Here is an 18,312-nt window from a genome sequence, read left to right as displayed (position 1 = left end):
TTGCTTTCCGCGAGGGGTTCGGGGGGCAGGAGTGGCCGCCGGGCTCACCGGCCGGTGTGTACGGCGGCCAGCGCCCGGTCGATCAGGGCGGCGGTCCGCCGGACCGCGGGGTCGTGCAGCAGGGAGTAGTGGTGGCCTTCGACGGTGTGGGCGTCGACGGGGCCGCTGACGTGCGGCAGCCAGCCCAGGGCCGGCAGGTCCGCGGCGTCGTCGACGCCCATGCCGACGCCGGCGTTGTGCGGCGCGGGACGGGACGCGGCGATGAGCAGCAGGCGGGTGGCCGGGTCGGTGAGGTGTCCGGCCCGGTGGTCCGCCAGGGCCCGCAGGTGACGTTCGAAGACCTCGAGGCGGGTGTCGGCGGTGTCCCGCGGCCCGAGCAGACCGGCCGCTCGTAGCCGTTCGGTGACCGTCCGGCGTACCGCCGCCGGGTCCGGGGCGGTACGGATGGTCTCCGCGTCCGGGCCGAGGTCCAGGTCGAGGTCGAGGAACGCCTCCAGCGAGCGCAGGTAGCGGACGGCCGCGAAGGCGGTGTCCTGGGCGCGGTCGGTGCCGCCCAGCGCCCGGATGCGGTCGGGGGTGTTGGAGTCGATCAGGACGAGGAGGTCGGTCCGCTCACCGCGGCGCCGGAGTTCCACGGCCATCTGGTGGGCGACCGTGCCGCCCATCGACCAGCCGCCCAGCAGGTAGGGGCCCTGCGGCTGGTGGACGCGCAGCGCCGCGAGGTAGCGGTCGGTCGTCTCGGCGATGGTCCGCGGCCCGGTGCCGCCGGTCAGGGCGGGGTCGGTGAGGGCCACGACGGGCCGGCCGTCGGTGAGGAGCCGGGCGAGTTCGCCGTAGCACAGTACGTCCCCGCCGGAGGGGTGCATCAGGAACAGGGGGCGGTCGCCGTTGCCGTCGCGCAGCAGCATGGCCGCGTCGGTGTCGGGGGCCGGGCCGGGAACGGTCCGCTTCCCCGCGGTGGGTGCCGGCCGCCGCGGCGCACGGGCCGGGGCGGCGGGCGCGGTGCGGGGCTCCTCGGTGTCCCACGCCCGCGGCGCGTCGGCCAGCCGGCGCACCCGCTCGGTGTAGGCGGCGAACGCCGCGTCCGCCTCGTCGGCGGGCAGGGCGTTCTCCAGGACGTCCCACTGGAGCAGGAGCGCCCCGTGCTGCTCGATCACCTGGTGGTCCAGCCAGGTCTGCGGGGTGCTGCTCACGCCGTACACCGGTGTGCCCGCCCAGTCCAGGTCGTGTCCGCCGCCGAGCGGCCCGGACAGGCCCAGGGCGCTGGTGAAGACCACGGGAACGGACTCGGTGCGGCCGGTGCGGGAGGACTTCTCGGCCAGCAGGTCGAGCGCGGAGAACTCCCGGTGGTCCAGGTCCTCGAAGAGGGTGCGCTGGGCCCGTACGGCGGCGTCGGCGAAGCGGCGGGTGTCCGAGCGGTCCACCTCGTGCAGCATCAGCGAGGTGAAGTCACCGACCACGGCGTCCGCCCCGGGAAGGTGCGCGGGCCGGTCGAAGAGGGTGAGGGTGACGGCGAAGCGGTCCTGCCCCGACCAGTCGGCGAGGGCCTCGCCGTAGGCCGCCAGCAGGACGGCCGTGGGGGTCAGCCCGCGCCGGGCGGCCTCGGCCTTGAGGGCGTTCCAGCGGTCCGGCTCCAGACGGGCGGTGCGCCGTGCGAAGCGGGGCCGGTCCCCGGGGCTCCCGGCCCGGACGGGCAGCGCGGGCGCGCCGGGCAGGTCGTCCAGCCTGGCCCGCCAGTAGGCGGCGGCCCGCGCGTGCTCCGGGCCCTCGGCGCGGCGCTCGAGCGCGGCCACGCAGTCCGCGAAGGTGGTCTCCAGCGACGGCAGCCGGGCGTCGGGGTCGTCGTAGAGGGTGCGCAGTTCGCGGTCCCAGATCAGGTAGCTGGCGGTGTCGCACACCAGCACGTCCACGTTGACGAACAGCCGGACGACGTCGCCGGGCAGCCGGGCGGCCCTGATGTCGACCAGGGGCCAGCGGCCCGGGCGGGGTTCGCGGCGCACCATGCGGGTGCGCACGCGCTCCAGCTTCCGGGCGCGCTCGGCGTCGTCGTCCTCCGTCAGGTCCTGCACCCGGATCCGGTAGGGGGGCACCTTGTCGAGCACCCGGTTGCGGCCTTCCGGTGAGACGACCGCGCGCAGCATCGGGTGGCGGGCGACGACCGCGTTCCACGCCGTCTCGTAGCGGTCGGTGTCCAGGCCGGGACAGTCGTACTCCAGGTGGAAGGAGCACGGGACGTCGCCGAGGCGGTAACCGCCCGATCCGCCGACCCAGTAGGCGTGCTGCACCCGGGTGAGGGGGAACTCCCGGGGCCCGTCCCCGGGTCGCGGGGACGGACCGCCCGCGGTCCGGGGCGCGGCGGGAGCCCGCTGGGACTCCCCGCCGGGCAGCATCGGGGCCAGGGCCGCGACGCTGGGCCGGGCGAGCAGGTCCTGCAGCCGCAGGTCGGCGCCGTGGTCGTCGCGCAGCCGGGCGAGCATCCGGGTGGCCAGCAGGGAGTGCCCGCCGAGGGCGAAGAAGTCGGCGTCGCGGTCGGTGACGGGGAAGCCCAGCAGGTCCGACCAGACCCCCGCCAGGAGCCTCTCCGCACCGGTGGTGAATCCCCCACCGGCCCACGGCTCCGCCGTGGGCGCGCCGGGAGCCGGTGCGGCGAGGGCGGGTACGGCGGCGGGCGTGCCCGCGGTGCGGGGCGCGAGGTCGGCCGGCGAGACGGCGACGGAGGCCGGGGCACGGCCGCCGGCCGCGAGCGCCAGCAGCCGGTCCACGGTGCGCATGCCGTCCGCCAGGCCGATCGAGTGCCGGGAGGCGACGGTGCGCTCGCTCCGGCCGGGCCCGACGCGCCAGCCGTCCCAGGCCACGCTGATCCAGCGGGGTGCGTCCGGGTCCGCGTGGTGCTCGTGTTCGGCGAGGGCGTCCAGGTAGCGGTTGACGGCGGCGTACGGGGCGAGGCCGAGACCTCCGACGAACGCCGTGGCGGAGGACATCAGCAGGACGGTGGCCGGGCGGTGGCCGGGCGGGAGTCCGTGCACGGCGTCGCGCAGCGCGAGGGCCGCGGTGACCTTGGCGTGCGCGTGCGCGCGCACGGCCTGTTCCTCGGTGGCCCGCAGGGGCGCGACGGCGGCGGAGGCGACCACGCCCGCGGCGTGCACGACCAGGTCCAGCGGGCCGTCGCGGTCGGTCAGTTCCCGCAGCAGTTCCGTCGTGGCGGCGGTGTCCGCGGCGTCCGCGGCACGGACCTCGATGTCGGCGCCGGAGTCCCGCAGGTCACGGATCGTCTCCGCCCGTTCGGCCTCGGTGCTGCCGGGGGCGGGGTCCGCGGGGAGCCCGGTGCGGCCGGTCACCACGACCCGCCGTCCGGAGCGGGCCAGGTGCCCGGCCAGGGCCAGGCCCACGTCCCCGAGTCCGCCGAGGACCACCGCCGTGCCCGTCCCGCCGTCGGTGACGGCCTGGCCGTCCGTGTCCGGCGCGGGTGCGGACGGCCGCCAGGGGGTGACGCCGCGCGTCCAGCGGTGTCCGCCGCGCAGGGCGCACTCGACGCCGTTCGGGCCTCCCGCCAGCAGGTCGGCGGCCTCCGCCGGCACGGTCCGTACGTCGTCGGCGTGCGGCGGGCCGGCCGGCAGGTCCACCGAGCGCCAGCGCAGGCCCGGGAACTCCTGGGCGAGGACGCGGGGCACGGCGAGGCCGGCGGCGGCGTGGGCGGTGGGCCGGTCGGTGCTCTCCACCTGCTGGGCGTTGTGGCTCAGGTGCAGCAGGCAGGTGCGGTGCGCCCAGGAGGCGGCGGCCCGCGCCACCTCCGCGTAGTGCAGGACCGACGCGCTGACGGTTTCGGCCGGGTCGTCGCCGGTGTCACCGTACGGGCCGATCACGACGATGCCCTCGCACGGGGTGCCGGGGTCCCGGACCGCCTCGTCGAGGGTGACGGTGCCGGCCCCGGCGGCGGCGAGCGCGGCGCGCACCCGCTCGGCCGAGGGCGAGCCGGGAGGGCCGGCCACGAGCCAGCGGCCCCGCAGTGCCAGCCGTTCCGCCTCGACGGGGGGCGTGCGCCGCCAGACGGGCAGTTGGAAGGGCTCGGACTCGTCCGGGGCGGCCTGCCCGGCACCGTGACCGGGGCCGGCCACGGTGCCGGGCTGCGTGGCGGCCGGCGGATCGATCCACAGCCTGCGGCGCTCCATGGGCAGGCCCGGCAGGACGACACGGCGTCGCCCCGGGCGGTGCAGGGCCGCGGCGTCCAGGGGGACCCCGTGCGTCCACAGCTCTCCGGCGGCCGCCAGCAGTGCGGCACGTCCTCCGCCGGGCTGCTCGCGGTCGGGGAAGGCGGCCAGGGTGGCCAGGAGCCGCCGGTGGCCCTGCTGTCGGGCCAGTTGGAGCAGTGCGCCGCCCGGTCCCGCCTGGACGAGGACGGCCGGCCCGTCGCCCAGGGCGGTGGCCAGGGCGTCGGAGAAGCGCACGGTGGAGCGCAGGTGCGCCACCCAGTGGTCGGCGCCCGGAGCGGTGTCCAGCAGTTTCCCGGTGAGGGTGGTGGCGAGCGGGATGCCGGGAACACGCGCCCGGACGGCCCGGGCGGCCGCGCGCAGTTCGGGCAGGACCGGGTCGACCAGGCGCGAGTGGGCAGCCGCGTCGAGGGAGAGCCGCACGGTGCGCTCGCCGCGTGCGGTCAGGGCCCGCTCCACTTCGGCCACGGCCGGCGAGGGTCCGGACACCACACAGGACCGCGGGCCGTTGACGGCGGCCAGATCCAGTCCGGGATGTCCGGCCAGCAGGTCGAGGGTCTGCCGCTCGGTCAGCGGGACCGTCAGCATCACCCCGCCGCCGGCCGCACGGGACATGCCGCGCGAGCGGACCGCCACCAGCGTCGCGGCGTCGGGCAGGGACAGGGCGCCGGACAGCACGGCGGCCACGTACTCGCCGAGGCTGTGGCCGACCACCGCGTCCGGTTCCACGCCCCAGGAGCGCAGCGTGCGCGCGGCGGCCAGGGAGACGGTGAACAGGGCGGGCAGTCCGTGGGCGGGGTCGCGCAGCAGCCGGCGCGCGTGCTCGTCGGACGGGTCGGCGGTGATCAGCGCGCTGAGGCCGGTGCCGGTCCCGTCGTCGAAGAGGCCGGCGCACTCGCGCACGGTGCGGTCGAACTCCTCTTCCTCTGCGCACAGTTCGCGCCCCATGCCCGCGTACTGCGCTCCCCCGCCGGGGAAGGCCAGCACGATCCGGGGCGGGGTGGGGCCGGGACGGCGCCGCGGGGCGGCGCGCAGGGCGCGGCCGTCGGTCTCCGCCGCTCCGGTGATCACGGCGGCGGCGCGGTACGGCAGCGTCGCGCGGCCGGTGTGCAGGGTGTGGGCCGCGTCGGCGGGGTCGGCCGGGGTGGTGCGCAGGGTGGTCGCGGTGGCCTCGGCGAGGCGGGCGAGGGCGTCGTCGCGGTGCGCGCTGAGCAGGGCGAGCTGCGGGCGCGGATCGGCGGGGGGTTCCGGCCGGACGGGGGCGCTGCCCAGGACGACGTGGCAGTTGGTGCCGCCGATGCCGAAGGAGCTGACGCCCGCGTACCGGGGCCCGGTCCAGTCGGTGGCCTCGTGGACGACGGTGAAGGGCGAGTCGTCCAGCCGGAGGTCGGGGTTGAGGGGCAGGGCGTCCAGGGTGGGCGGCAGTACGCCGTGGTGCAGGGCGAGGACGGTCTTGGCGAAACCGGCGATGCCGGCGGCCGAGTTGGCGTGCCCGATGTTGCTCTTGACCGAGCCCAGGGCGCACCAGGCGGGGCCGGTGTCGCCGAAGACGCGGCGCAACGCGGCGACCTCGACGACGTCGCCGAGGCGGGTGGCGGTGCCGTGGGCCTCGACGTAGGTGATGTCCCCGGGCGTGAGACCGGCCACGGCGAGCGCCTCGGAGACCGCACGGGCCTGTCCGCGCGGCGAGGGGGCGGTGAAGCCGGTGCGGTCGCCGCCGTCGTTGTTGACGGCGGAGCCGTGCAGGACGGCCAGCACCGGGTCGCCGTCGGCGAGGGCGTCGCGCAGCCGCCGCAGGACGGCCACACCGACGCCCTGGGTGTGCACGATGCCGGTGCCCTCGGCGGAGAAGGTGCGGACGTGCCCGTCGGCGGAGAAGATCCCGTCGGGGACGTGGAGGTAGCCCCTGCCCTGCGGGACGATCAGGGAGGCGCCGCCGGCGAGGGCGGTGTCGCACTCCCCCGCCAGCAGGGACTGGGCCGCCAGGTGCACCGCCACCAGCGAGGTCGAACACGCGGTGCCGACCGCGACGGCGGGTCCGGTGAGCGCGAGGCGGTGCGCGACGTGCAGGGGGAGGTAGTCGGCCACGCCCGCGAGGGCCGCCTGGAGGCTGCCGACGGGATCGGTGGCGGAGGCGGCGTACCGGTCGGCGAGGTTGCGGGTGAGGTAGTCGCTGTGGGCGGCGCCGGCGAAGACGCCCACGGCGCCCGCGCCGGCACCGCCGCCGTGTCCGGCGCTCTCCAGGGCGCGCAGGCACGCTTCGAGGAAGAGCCTCTGCTGGGGGTCCATCACGGCCGCTTCGGCGTCGGTCAGGCCGAACGGCTCGGGATCGAACAGGTCCTGTCCGTCGATGACCCCACTGACGGGTATGTGAGCGGGGTTGGCCAGCAGTCCCGCCGGGACGCCGCGTTCGGCCAGTTCCCGTTCGCCGTGCCGGGTCAGTCCGCTGCGGCCGGCCACGAGCAGGTCCCAGTAGGCCGCCGTGCCGGGGGCTCCGGGGAACCGGCAGTCCAGGGCGGTGACCGCGATCAGGTCGTCACCGGCCTCGTCGCCGGGCCGGGGCGTGTCCGGCAGGTCTCCCCGGGAGGGCGTCGGTTCGGTCATCGTGTGGTCTCCTCGGCCAGGGCGCGTGCGGCGACGCGGGACGTTCTGCGCGTGGGCCGTTCGGACCGCCGGGACGCGGGGGACCCGACGGCGTCGGTGCCGGCGGCGGTGGTGGCCCGGTCGGTGTCCGGTGCGCTTTGGGCGGTGATGCGGGCGGCCAGGGCCGCGACGGTGGGGTGCTCGAACATGTCCGCCAGTGCAAGCCGGGGCGCGATGCCCTCCCGGAGCCTGCGGTGGGTGAGGACCAGGGTGAGGGAGGTGGCCCCCAGCTCCTCGAAGGTGCTGTCGGGCGTCACCGGCACGTCCGTGAAGTCGGCCAGGATGCCGGTCAGGGCCTCCAGTACGGCCGGTGCCACGGGCGCCGCCGGGCCCGGCCCGCGGTGCCGGGGCCCCCGGCCCGGTTCGGTGCCGTACCGTTCCGGGGCCGGGGCGCCGGGCGCCGGACCGGTGGACGGGGAGGGCGCCGGGGAGTCCCCTGCCCGGGGGCGGCAGACCACCTCCGCCAGTCCCGCGGGGCCCAGGAGCGGCACCGCGGCCTCGCCGTCGGTGGTTCGCGCCACGTGCCGGAGCCATCGGGCCGACGCCTCCAGCGCCTGGTCCGGCCGGAGCCGTCCGGGCCGGACCACGACGGCGGCCTCCAGGCCCAGGGCGGTCGCCTCGGCCAGCGCGGCGGCGACCCAGTCCCCGTCCGGTGCCGGTTCGGCGGCGGAGCCGGCCGGGACCGCGCGCGGTGTCGCGGTGGGCCCGTCCTCCGCCGCGGTGGCCGGGGCCGGCCCGTCGGCACCGGCGGGCCGGTCATCGGTGGGTGCGGCGGTCAGCGCCGCGTGGTCGATCTTGCCGTTGGCCGTCACCGGCAGCCGGTCCAGGATCACGAACCGGCCGGGCACCATGTAGTCGGGCAGCCGTTCGCGCAGGACGTCCGCCAGCTCCTGGGCGGTCGGCGGTTCGCTCGCGCCCCGGTGCGCCAGGTGCGCCACCAGTCGCGGCCGTCCGTCGGGGCCGCGCACCGACGACACCACGCACTGGCGGACCGCCGGATGGCGGGCCAGCACCGCCTCCACCTCGCCCAGTTCGATGCGGTGCCCGCGGATCTTCACCTGCCGGTCGACGCGCCCGAGGAACTCGATGGTGCCCCCGGCGGTCCACCGGCCGAGGTCCCCGGTGCGGTACAGCCGTCGGCCCAGTACGGGATGGACGGCGAACCTCTCGGCGGTCTGGACCGGATCGGCGGTGTAGCCGCGGGCCAGCCCGTCGCCGCCGATGAACAGCTCCCCCGCCTCGCCCACCGGGCAGGGCGCGCCGTCCTCGTCGAGGACGAAGAAGCTCTGGCCGCGCAGTGCCCGGCCGTAGGGGATGCTGCGCCACCCCGGATCGATGTGTCCCACCGGATACGTGATGGACCAGATGGACGCCTCGGTGGCCCCGCCCAGGCTCATCACCTCCGCCTGCGGGGCGAGCCGGCGCAGCCGGTCGGGCAGGGTCAGGGGGATCCAGTCGCCGGAGAGCATCACCAGGCGCAGGGTGCGCAGCGCCTCGTCGGCCTCCTCCGGTTCCATCTCCGCGTACTCGACGAGCATTTCGAGCAGGGCGGGCGCGGTGTTCCACACGGTGACGCCGTGCCGGCCGGCCTGTTCGAGCCAGTGCTGCGGGTCGCGCTGCCGGGCGGGGTCGGGCAGCACCAGACAGCCGCCGGCGCCGAGGACGCCGTAGACGTCGAACACGGACAGGTCGAAGCTGAGCGCCGACAGCGCCAGCACCCGGTCGTCGGGGCCGATGGCGAACCGGTCGACGATGTCGTCGACGGTCGTGCGCGCGGCCCGGTGCTCGATCTCCACGCCCTTGGGGCTGCCGGTGGAACCCGAGGTGAAGATGGTGTAGGCGACGTCCTCGGGACGTGGGGCCGTGAGCGGTGCCGCGGGGTCGGTGGAGCCCGCGGCGGTGCGGGCGGGGCGCCCCGCGGCGGTCAGGCGGTGAACGGTGACGCCGTCGGGCCAGCCGGTCCGCACGCCGCGGCCGGTCAGTGCGTGCCGGACCCCGGCCCGTTCGCAGACGGCGGCGATCCGCGCGGCCGGCCAGGAGGGTTCGACCGGCAGGTAGCCCGCCCCGCTCAGACTGACGCCGAGTACGGCGGTGATCTGCGCGGTGCCCTTCTCGCAGGCGACGGCGACCATGTCGCCGGGCCCCACCCCGTGTGCGGCCAGCAGTGCCGCGGTGGCGGCGGCGTTGTCCGCGAGGCGGGCGTGGGTGACGGTGGTGGAGGAGGTGCGCAGGGCGGGCCGTCGCGGATGCCGCCGGGCCGCGTCGGTGACCGGATCGTGCAGCAGCGGACCCGCGGCCGGGAAGGGAGTGGCGTCCAGGGGCTCCTCGGGGTGGAAGGACGGGTCCCAGCCCAGGGTGGTGTCGTGCCAGGCGTCGGGGTCCGTCAGGGTGTGGAGCAGGCGTACGAAGGCGTCGAGCAGGGCCGGTACCCAGCCGTCGGGGAACGCCCCCTCGACGGCGTCCCAGGCCAGGCGGAGGCGTCCGCCCTCGTCCCACACGATGTGGTCGAGCAGGACCTGCGGGGTCTGGGAGATGCCGTACACCTCCTGTCCGATCCAGGACGCCGGAGGCTCCCCGGCGCCCGCGAGACCCACCCCGCTGGTGAACACCACCGGGTGGCTGGGGGCTCCCGCCGGCGGCGAGTTCCGCCCCCGCAGTTCCCTGAGCACCTCGACACCGGACACGGACCGGTGGTCCAGGTCCTCCCAGAAGCGGTGGTTGACGGCGGTGGCGTAGTCGGCGAAGCCCTTCCAGTCGGCGGGGTCGAAGCGCGGCGTGCCGACCAGGGCGGTGGTGGTGAAGTCGCCGACCACCCCCTCGGCCCCGCTCTCGTCCTCCGGGCGGTCGAACAGGGTGGTGTTGAGGCAGATCCGCTCCCCGGCTCCCCACCGGCCGAGGACGACGGCGAAGGCCGCGAGCAGGGCCGCGGTCGGCGTGACCGCGTGCTCGGCGCACCGGGCTCGCAGCCGGGTCCAGGTGTCGGCGTCGAGTTCGGCGGCGGAGCGGACGAAGCGGGGCGGGGTGGTGTCGGCTGGTTCGCGCAGCAGGGGCAGCCGCGGCGACGGCGGCAGCCCGGGGGCCCGTTCGGTCCAGTAGGCGTGGTCGCGGGCGCGCCGGGCCGCCCACTCCGGGTCCCTCGCGCGGGCGCGCTGGAGGTCGGCGAACCGGGCAGCCGGCTCGGGGAGCCGGTGGCCGGGGTCCGCGACGAGGCGGCCCCACTGGCGCATCAGCAGCATCCAGCCGGTGAGGTCGGTCAGGAGCACGTCCACGCCGACGTGCAGCCGGGTCCGCCCGTCGGGCAGGAGTGTGGCGTGGAGGTCGAACAACGGCCACGACTCCGTGGGCCGGTTCTGGTGGGAACGCTCCCGCCGCTGGGCGGACAACGTTTCCCTCACCTGCTCGGCGGACCCGCCCCGCAGATCGGTGACGCCGATCCGGTAGGGGCCGGGAGCGGCCGCGATGCGCTGGCGGCCTCGGTCGTCCACCGTCATGCGCAGCATCGGGTGGTGATCGACCAGTCGGTTCCAGGCGGCTTCCAGCCGGGCCACGTCCACGAGCGGGTCCGTGCCGCCGGGCGTGCGGTCGTACTCGTGGTAGTAGAAGGTGGCCACTCCGCCCAGCGGCATGCCCTCGGCCCGCCCGGCCAGATACGAGGCCTGAATGGGCGTCAGGGGGAAGTGCTCCTCCTCCGCCTCCTCGGCGTCGAGGGGCTCGGGATCGGTGGCCTTCTCCGGCGCGTGACCGGCGAGCAGGCGGTCCGCCACCGCGCGGGCCGTCGCTCCGTCACCCAGGAGGGCGGTCAACGGCAGGTCCCGGCCGGTGCGTTCGCGGATCCTCCGCCTCAGCCGCACCGCGGTGAACGATTCGAGCCCCAGGGCCGCGAGCGGAGTCGTCCGCGGGACCTCGTGGGGTGGTGTGCCGAGGACTTCGGCGATGCAGTCGATGACGCGGGCAAGGAGGTCGTCGCTCGGCACAGGGTGGTCCATCCGGTCTCCGTCGAAAGGCGGGCAGGGCGACGCCTCCCCCGCAGAGAGATCCGGGGGAGGCGGAACACCGACGAACCTAGTTGAAAATGATTATCAGATCAACCAACTTACGATGTCGGATCACTCGCGCGCTCGAGAACGCACAGCCCCAGGCCGGAGTCACCGGCCCGGCGCAACACCAGCCCCGCCTCGGCGACTTCGGCCGCCAACGCGTCCTCCGTCGCGACCCACCAGCGGTACTCGACCGACGTCCCGGTCAGCGGCCGGCCCTGACGCAGGACGCCGTAGTCCATGCGCCAGGTGATCTCGTCCGCTCCCGTGGGGCGCGCGCTCGCCCAGCCCTCGTACTCCAGTTCGCCGACCACGACCCGGGCCATGCACACCCGCTCCACCTCCACCGGGGCGAACGGCGGAGCGAGGTTGAACACCAGCGCCCCGCCCGGGGCGAGCTGCCGGGCGGCACGGCTCCACAGCGCACGCCGCTGCCCGGGCGGCAGGTGGCCGATCATGTTCAGGGCCACCACGGCCCGCACACCGTCGGGCCAGTCGGCGCTCGCACAGTCACCGGGAACCACCGTGACGCGCTCGCGCAGTTCGTCGTCCTCGTGGACCCGGGCGAGCAGGACGGCGCGCATCGCGGCGGACGGTTCGACGGCGAGCACCGGAACCCGCGGCAGCGCGTCGCGGATGACGCGCACGCCCCGGCCGGACCCGGCCCCGAGGTCCACCACGGACCCGGTTCCGGCGCGGACGTGCGACAGGACGTCCGCCAGCGCCGGAGCCAGCGGCTCCCACGACTCGGCGATCAGGATGTCGAGGTACTCGGCGGACCGCTCATAGGGGTCGCTCATCGCTGCTCCAAAGACTCGGTGCCTCATGGTTCGCCCCACACAGTAATCAGAAATGAATTTCATTACTAGAAAGATGTCCGAGGTGTCGACGCGGCGTCAGCCGGGTCCGGCGAGGCCCCCGATGCCCTGGGGACCGACAGCGGTGCCGTACGGCGAAGCGAGTGGCGTGAGCGGTCAGAAGCACGCCGACAGGCGGGGCGGGCCCGGCGATGCCTCTTCCGGATCGGGCCGACCTCGTTCGCAGGTCGCCTGAAGAAATCTCCGAAGGCGCCGACGGGAACGCCGGCGGCCGGCGCCGCCGTGCGGACGGTGCGCCGGGCACACTTCTCGGCCGCCGAGCGGCGTGCCGCCCGATGCCGTGACGGCACGCGTCTCATAGTGGAGCTTCATGAGCATGGAACCGATCGACCGGCCTCACTCCGGGCCCGCGCCCGCCGCTCACGCCACCGGCGCGCCCGACCGCGTCCTCGTCGGTGTCGGAATGGCCGTCGTCGCCGTCGTGGTTCTGTGGGCCTGGCTCGGCGAGGAGTCCTTCGACAGCGCCTCCTCCACGAGTCTGGCGTGGGTCCTGGACAACTTCGGCTGGCTGTTCGTGGTCGCCGCGGACGTGTTCCTGGTCCTGTGCCTGGTGATCGCCTTCAGCCGGTTCGGCCGCATCAGACTGGGCGAGGACGACTCCGCTCCGGAGTTCGGGAACCTCGCCTGGATCGCGATGATGTTCAGCGCCGGCATGGGCATCGGCCTGATGTTCTACGGCGTCGGCGAGCCGCTCACGCACTATCTGGCGCCGCCCCCGGCGAGCGGCGTGCGCCCCGAGTCCGGCGCGGCGGCGCGCACGGCCCTGGAGTACTCGTTCTTCCACTGGACGCTCACCCCGTGGGCGATCTACGGGATCGTGGGGCTCGCCCTGGCGTACGCCGTGTTCCGCAAGGGCCGCGGCAATCGGCTCAGCGCCGCGTTCGTACCGCTCATCGGGGCCCGGCGGGCCGTGTCATGGCAGGGCAGGACGATCGATCTCCTCGCCGTCTTCGCCACCGTGTTCGGTACGGCGACGAGCCTGGGTCTGGGCGCGCTGCAGGTGGCCGAGGGCCTCGACCTCACGGTGGGGGTGAGCGTCTCCCGGACCACGGAGCTGGTCATCATCGCGGCCCTGTCGGCGGCGTTCGTCGCCTCGGCCTTCTCCGGTCTGCACCGGGGCATCAAGTGGCTGTCGACGTTGAACATCGTGCTCGTGGCGGCGGTGATGGTGTTCGTCTTCCTGTTCGGCCCGACCGTCTACGTCCTGGACACGATCCCGGCGTCCGTCGGCGGCTACCTGCAGAACCTGCTGCCCATGGCCACGCGGACCGGCGCCTTCTCCGACCACGCCTGGCTGGGCGCCTGGACGATCTTCTACTGGGCCTGGTGGCTGTCGTGGGCGCCGTTCGTGGGGACGTTCATCGCCCGCATCTCGCACGGCCGGACCATCCGCGAATTCCTCATCGGTGTGCTGCTGGTGCCGAGCGGGGCGACCGTCGTCTGGTTCTGCGTGATGGGCGGTTCGGCGCTCCGGCTCGAGTCGACCGGGCAGGCGGACCTCGCGGGCGCGATGGAGGACGGCGCGGAGGCGTCGCTGTTCGCGATGCTGGACGCGCTGCCGATCGGCACGGTCACGTCGTTCATCGCGATGATCCTGGTCATGACCTACTTCATCACCAGCGCCGACTCGGCGTCGCTGGTGATGGGCTCCCTGACCAGCCGTGGGGCGCTGCACCCGCCGTCGTGGCTGGTCGTGGCGTGGGGCGTGCTGATGGCGGCGGTGGCGGCGGTGCTGCTGGTGGTGGGCGGGCTGGACTCGCTGCAGACGGCGACGATCCTGGTGGCGCTGCCGTTCGTGGTCGTCATGCTGCTGCTCTGCTGGGCGCTTCTGCGGGAACTGCGGCAGGACCCTGCCGCGGGGCCTTCCCGCCACCACGCGCTGCACGGGCTGCAGGACGTCGTGCGGACGATGGTCGGCGACGTCGTCGCGGAGCGGGACCGGGCACGCCACCACCGGCTGCGGCGGGCGGCGAAGGCCCGCACGGAGTCCGACGACGGGTCGTGACGCGCCCTCGCGCCACCCGGAACGGCCACACGGCACCGGGCCCGGCCCGCCGGGGCGGTTCGGAAGGGTGACGACACGTCGTCCCCGAGGTGACCGGCGCGGTCGCACCGGCGGGTGACGCCCCGTACGTCGCGCCGGGTGGCGGCGTGGTCGCGGTCCGGGTACCCGCCCCCCAAGTGCACCGCTCGCCGGATTCCCACAAGCAGCACACATCGCCATGCCTGAGCGGCCGCCACGGGACGAACCCGTCGGCTCCGGAGCCGGCATCGGCGAAGCGCCGTAGCGCCGAGGGCGCCTCATGAAGGGGCGAGCGGATAGGGCACCGCCCCTCCGCCTACCCGACGATCCATCAGGAAAGTCGGCGAAAGGTCAGCATCGGTTCGACCGAAGCCGCCCGCAGATGCCCGCTCCTTGAGAACCGCGGACAGCTTCGGAAATGCCCGGGAGGCAGGAATCGGAGGCCCGCGCCAGGGGAGGGCCACGTCGCCGGGCAAGCACCGCAGCGATCTTGACCTCCTTGGTTCAGGACCCACGTTTCCGCAGGCCAGCGCACCCTTCCCCGCGGCTTCAAGGGCGCGTTCGGCAGTTCGGGCGCGGGCAGTGGGGCCCCGTCGTACCCCTGTACCTCACCGAAACGGGTCCCCTTCGTCCAGTCCTCGCGGACCCGCACGATGTCGTCGTGCGACCGTCCGATGAAGTTCCACCACAGAGCGAACTCCATCAACGTTTCCGCACGTCAGCGGCGTTCCGCAGGCCTGGCGGTCAGCAAACTGTCAGCATCAGTCGCGGGAGTCGGCCGGTCGGCGAACCCCATGAGCGGATGATGGCCGTAGGGCTTCTTCCAGGTCGCAGCCGCCTCCTGCCTGTCCGAGCGCGCGACGACCAGAACTCCCTCCAGGTCCACGGTCACCTGTCAGCCGGCGTCCGGAGCCCGGCCGTCGGCCAACACCCACACATGTTGGCGGACTTCAGAACATGCGGTGTGGATGGCGGTCAGTGCCTTCTCGCCCGAGGCGGCAAGGGTATCGATCAGCCGGGAGACCGTGGGGTCGAAGGCGACCGGTCCGGACACGTCCGGCTCGGCCCGCAATGCCACGATGTCGGCGAGGCAGTCCCTGCCGAGCGCGATCGCCAGGGCAAGGTCCACGAATATCTTGCCGGGGTCGTGGATGACCCGAGGTCTTCGTCCTGGAGCCCGGGCTGCGGATACGGCCGGGTCAAGGCCGGTCTTGCGGAAAATATCGACCAGCAGAACCGAATCGGCCTGAAAGACCACGGTCCGGCCGTCATCCCGGACACGGACAGTCGTGCTGGCCGCTTCCGCCCACGACAATGCCGCCGGCGCCACCCTGCTCGACCAGGCCGCCGGGCGGTGCGGGATACGTCTGGAGAAGGCCCTGGTGGACCAGGGCTTCAAGGACGAAGTCGTCATCCACGGCGCGTTGCTGGACATCACTGCCGAGGTCGTCCGCCACAACCGGGCCGACCAGGGCAAAGGCTCCGTTCCGCAGCCGAAGCGGTGGGTGGTCGAGCAGACGGACGGCACATTGCTGCTGCACCGGCGTCCGGCCCGGGAGTACGACCACCTGCCCGGCACCTCCGCCTCACGCGTCTACTGGGCCTCCACCGCGAACATGACCCGCCGCCTCACCCGGCAAGGTTTCCTCACCCAACCCGAACGAGGCCGCTACCGGAAACGGACTTGATGACCTTGCACATGACGCAGATAGGGTGCTCTCCGGCGATGGCGAGGTGAGGGCCGTGCCCAGTCCGCAGTGGCAATCTTGATGTCTGTTGTCCGCCCACGGCGCCGATGGCGATGGCGGCTGTCAAGGGCTGCCAGGGCCGGCTGCCGCCAGGGCCTCCGCCGCCACCTGCCGCAGTGCACGGCTGGTGATCCAGCGGTTCTTCCCGCCGGCCAGGTACGCCGCGGCACGACCCACCCATTCCGGGTCGCCGAGGAGATGCAGCTTTCCCTCAGTGGTGAGCTGCCGCAGCAGGGACTCCAGCCGGAGGGCGTCCACCGCCCGGTACGGGCGCGTGTGCTGGTCGAAGCGCAGCTGGTGGTCCTCGTACGGGTGGCGCAGTGTCGTGTGCATCCAGCCGCCGTTACGCGTGGCGACCATTCCCCTCAGCGTGTACAGGCCTCTGCTGTTCGTGTTCCAGGAGTGCTTGCCCCAGGTGATCCAGATGCCATTCATGATCCTGGACCACGGGATCAACTGTCCTTCGGAGTCCGGCTCGTGCTGGTAGAGCCCGTCCGGACGGAACTCCACCCAGTGGGCGTCAGGTCGTGTGGCGTCCCCGACTCCCCAACGGCCGTTGGTCAGCTCCAGCGGCCCTAGAAAAGTACGGTCCTCCATCATGCGGTCATTGAATCACGTGTTCTATGAACTGTTGCTCCGCCTCCGCCAGTGCCTCCCTCCCGCCGTTGTCCCGGGAAAACGCCAGGCCGGAGGCGGCTTACAGGAGGCGTGGCCAGGGCCGCTGAGCGCCTGCCCGCAGGCGGTCAGCGGCAGACGACCCGGGCGGCGATCAGTACCACGATCGAGCGATCACGAACTAACGAGCTCGTGCACGATAGGCGGTGAGGCGTTGAGTTCCTGACCATCGATCATGGTCATGTGGTGGGGAACGCGTCTCGTGCAGCGATCATCAGCGACCGGAGGATCACCGGCCTGTCAGCCGACGTGGTCGCTGAACTCGTGGCTGAGCCGGGTCCGTTGTGGCATGAACGGCACCAGGCCGGACTTGCGTCCCGGCTGCGGAAGCGGGCTGTGGGCGCGGGTGCGAAGCACCGGCTGGTGTTCGTCGACCGGCTCCTGGCCACCCTCGTGCACCTCCGACACGCGACCACGCACGACGTGCTCGCCTGCTGGTTCGATGTGGACCGCTCCACCATCACCCGCGCCATCGGTGAGGTGCGACCGCTGCTCGCCGAGCGAGGATGCACGGTGAGCCCTGGCCTTCGACCACGGACTCTGGCCGAGGTCATTGATCACCTCGGTGCCAGCGGAAAGACCGGGATCATCGACGGCAGCAAGATCCGGGCCCGACGGCCGGCAGCCGGGCGCAAGAACCGGGAGGCGTTCATCTCCGGCAAGAACAAGCAGAACGCGGTCAAGACCATGGTCGTCACGGACGGCGACGGCCGCGTGCTCTTCTGCAGCCCGGCCAGACCCGGCAGCTGCGCGGACATCACCCACGCCCGCCAGCTCGGGCTGGTCAAGCTCCTGGCCGACGGACCCGCGGTCGAGATCCTCGCCGACGCCGGCTACCAGGGCCTGGGCGCGCAGACCGGCGGCCGGGTGATCACACCACCCCACCGCACGTTCAAGAAGAACGCCCCCGACCGGTACGAGGAGATGTACGAGCGCCAGCGCAAAGCACACTCCTCGAGGCGGATCCGGGTCGAGCACGGCATCACCCACCTGAAGAACTGGCGTGCCCTGACCCGCCGCCTCGGCCGCCGCGAACACCTGAGCCACACCGTCCAGGCCGTCGCCGGTCTGCTGTCCCACCAGCAGACCGCGGACCTGACATCAGCACGACCGATGTGAACGCCGAGCCCCGCCGCGATTCTCGACGCCTCACCGCCTACCGTGCACGAGCTCGTAAAGCGTGTTGCACAAGGCCGTGATCTGGTCATCTCTGGTGTGTGGCTGGGGTGTTGAGGGCTGAACGCGTGTGGGTGGAGACGTTCACGGGGCTGCGGTTGGAGCAGTTCGAGCGGCTGCTGAAGGCGGTCCGTGACCGCGGTGGCAACGGGACTCTGCAGGGTCGGCCGTGGTGTCTTCCGCCGGCCGAACGGGTCTTGGCGGTGGCCGTGTACCACCGCACGAACCTGACCATGCGGCAGCTCGGGCCGCTGTTCGGGACCTCGTCCTCGACGGTGTGCCGGGTGATCCAGCGGCTCGGTCCGCTGCTCGCACTGGAGCCCGTCTCCCGGCCAGGCGATGCGGCCGACCGGTTGTGGATCGTGGACGGCACCCTCATCCCGGTCCGCGACCGGAACGTCGGCTCCTCGTCACGCAACTGCCGGTTCTCGGCGAACGTGCAGGTCATCGTGGACGCCGACACCCGCCTGGTGATCGCGGCGGCTCGACCGGTGCCGGGCACCACCGCGGACGCATGCCTGGCGTGCCTCCGGCCCGGCCGGGCACTGCCAGGGCGTGACCGTCCTGGCGGACGGCGCCCACCTCAACTGCGGCATGGTCACCCCGCACCGCAAGGTCCGTGCAAGGGTGGAGCATGTGATCGGCCGGATGAAGAACTACAAGATCCTCCGCGACTGTCGGCAACACGGCGACGGCCTCCACCACGCCGTCCAGGCCGTTGCCCACATGCACAACCTCGCCCTCGCATCATGACCAGAGGACTGCCTCCACCCGCCCTGACCTGCCCGAACGCAGCCTTCCTTGTGCAACACGCTTCAGCGGCACCGCAGGGTGCAGAGCCCACTGGACGCCGTCGCCCCTATGCCCGGCGAGCTCGGGGCGCTCGGGGCGCTCGGGGCGCTCGGGGCGCTCGGCCGCACCGTG

The 18,312-nt window shown here is 73.8% G+C and carries 6 protein-coding genes and 4 pseudogenes; 4 read left to right on the top strand and 6 right to left on the bottom strand.

All coding sequences use genetic code 11. The features are described from left to right. Window positions 1-44: 44 nt before the first annotated feature. The 3 genes from ACZ62B_RS27415 to ACZ62B_RS27405 all read right to left on the bottom strand — a co-directional run bounded on the left by ACZ62B_RS27415 (window position 45) and on the right by ACZ62B_RS27405 (window position 11,688). Entirely contained in the window at window positions 45-6,812 is a 6,768-nt protein-coding gene (locus tag ACZ62B_RS27415; protein WP_469692406.1) for an SDR family NAD(P)-dependent oxidoreductase, read from the bottom strand. Further along, a complete protein-coding gene (locus ACZ62B_RS27410) occupies window positions 6,809-10,837 on the bottom strand; it encodes a non-ribosomal peptide synthetase (RefSeq protein ID WP_469692404.1) in 4,029 nt (1,342 codons plus the stop codon). The genes ACZ62B_RS27415 and ACZ62B_RS27410 overlap by 4 nt, the downstream gene beginning before the upstream one ends. 107 nt (window positions 10,838-10,944) lie before the next feature. After that, the gene (locus ACZ62B_RS27405; RefSeq protein ID WP_469692402.1) at window positions 10,945-11,688 is read right to left on the bottom strand and encodes a class I SAM-dependent methyltransferase; all 744 of its coding nucleotides are present in this window, start codon (window positions 11,686-11,688) and stop codon (window positions 10,945-10,947) included. Window positions 11,689-12,076: 388 nt separating this feature from the next. Between ACZ62B_RS27405 and ACZ62B_RS27400 the strand changes: the two genes are divergently transcribed. Continuing rightward, entirely contained in the window at window positions 12,077-13,771 is a 1,695-nt protein-coding gene (locus ACZ62B_RS27400) for a BCCT family transporter (protein ID WP_425578061.1), read from the top strand. A 547-nt stretch (window positions 13,772-14,318) separates the two neighbouring features. Here ACZ62B_RS27400 and ACZ62B_RS27395 read toward each other — a convergent pair. Beyond that, a pseudogene (locus ACZ62B_RS27395) lies at window positions 14,319-14,489 on the bottom strand (pirin family protein); the annotation flags it as partial. Between the two features lie 33 nt (window positions 14,490-14,522). Then, window positions 14,523-15,104 (bottom strand): annotated as a pseudogene (locus ACZ62B_RS27390) (transposase); the annotation flags it as partial. Between ACZ62B_RS27390 and ACZ62B_RS27385 the strand changes: the two are divergent. Then, window positions 15,076-15,477 (top strand): annotated as a pseudogene (locus ACZ62B_RS27385) (transposase family protein); the annotation flags it as partial. The pseudogenes ACZ62B_RS27390 and ACZ62B_RS27385 overlap by 29 nt on opposite strands. A 123-nt stretch (window positions 15,478-15,600) precedes the next feature. Here the strand turns inward: ACZ62B_RS27385 and ACZ62B_RS27380 are convergent. Beyond that, window positions 15,601-16,137, bottom strand: a complete 537-nt coding sequence (locus tag ACZ62B_RS27380) for a hypothetical protein (protein ID WP_468888775.1) — start codon at window positions 16,135-16,137, stop codon at window positions 15,601-15,603. A 411-nt stretch (window positions 16,138-16,548) separates the two neighbouring features. Here ACZ62B_RS27380 and ACZ62B_RS27375 point away from each other — a divergent pair, with 411 nt between their 5' ends. Continuing rightward, window positions 16,549-17,331, top strand: coding sequence for a transposase (locus ACZ62B_RS27375; RefSeq protein WP_469692399.1), 783 nt, complete (start codon window positions 16,549-16,551; stop codon window positions 17,329-17,331). Window positions 17,332-17,429: 98 nt separating this feature from the next. Beyond that, window positions 17,430-18,141, top strand: a pseudogene (locus ACZ62B_RS27370) (transposase family protein). Window positions 18,142-18,312: the final 171 nt, after the last annotated feature.

This window comes from Streptomyces sp. NPDC053426 (genome assembly GCF_055585405.1).
Note: the sequence above shows the minus strand (reverse complement) of the source record. Positions and strands in the feature narration are given on the sequence as shown.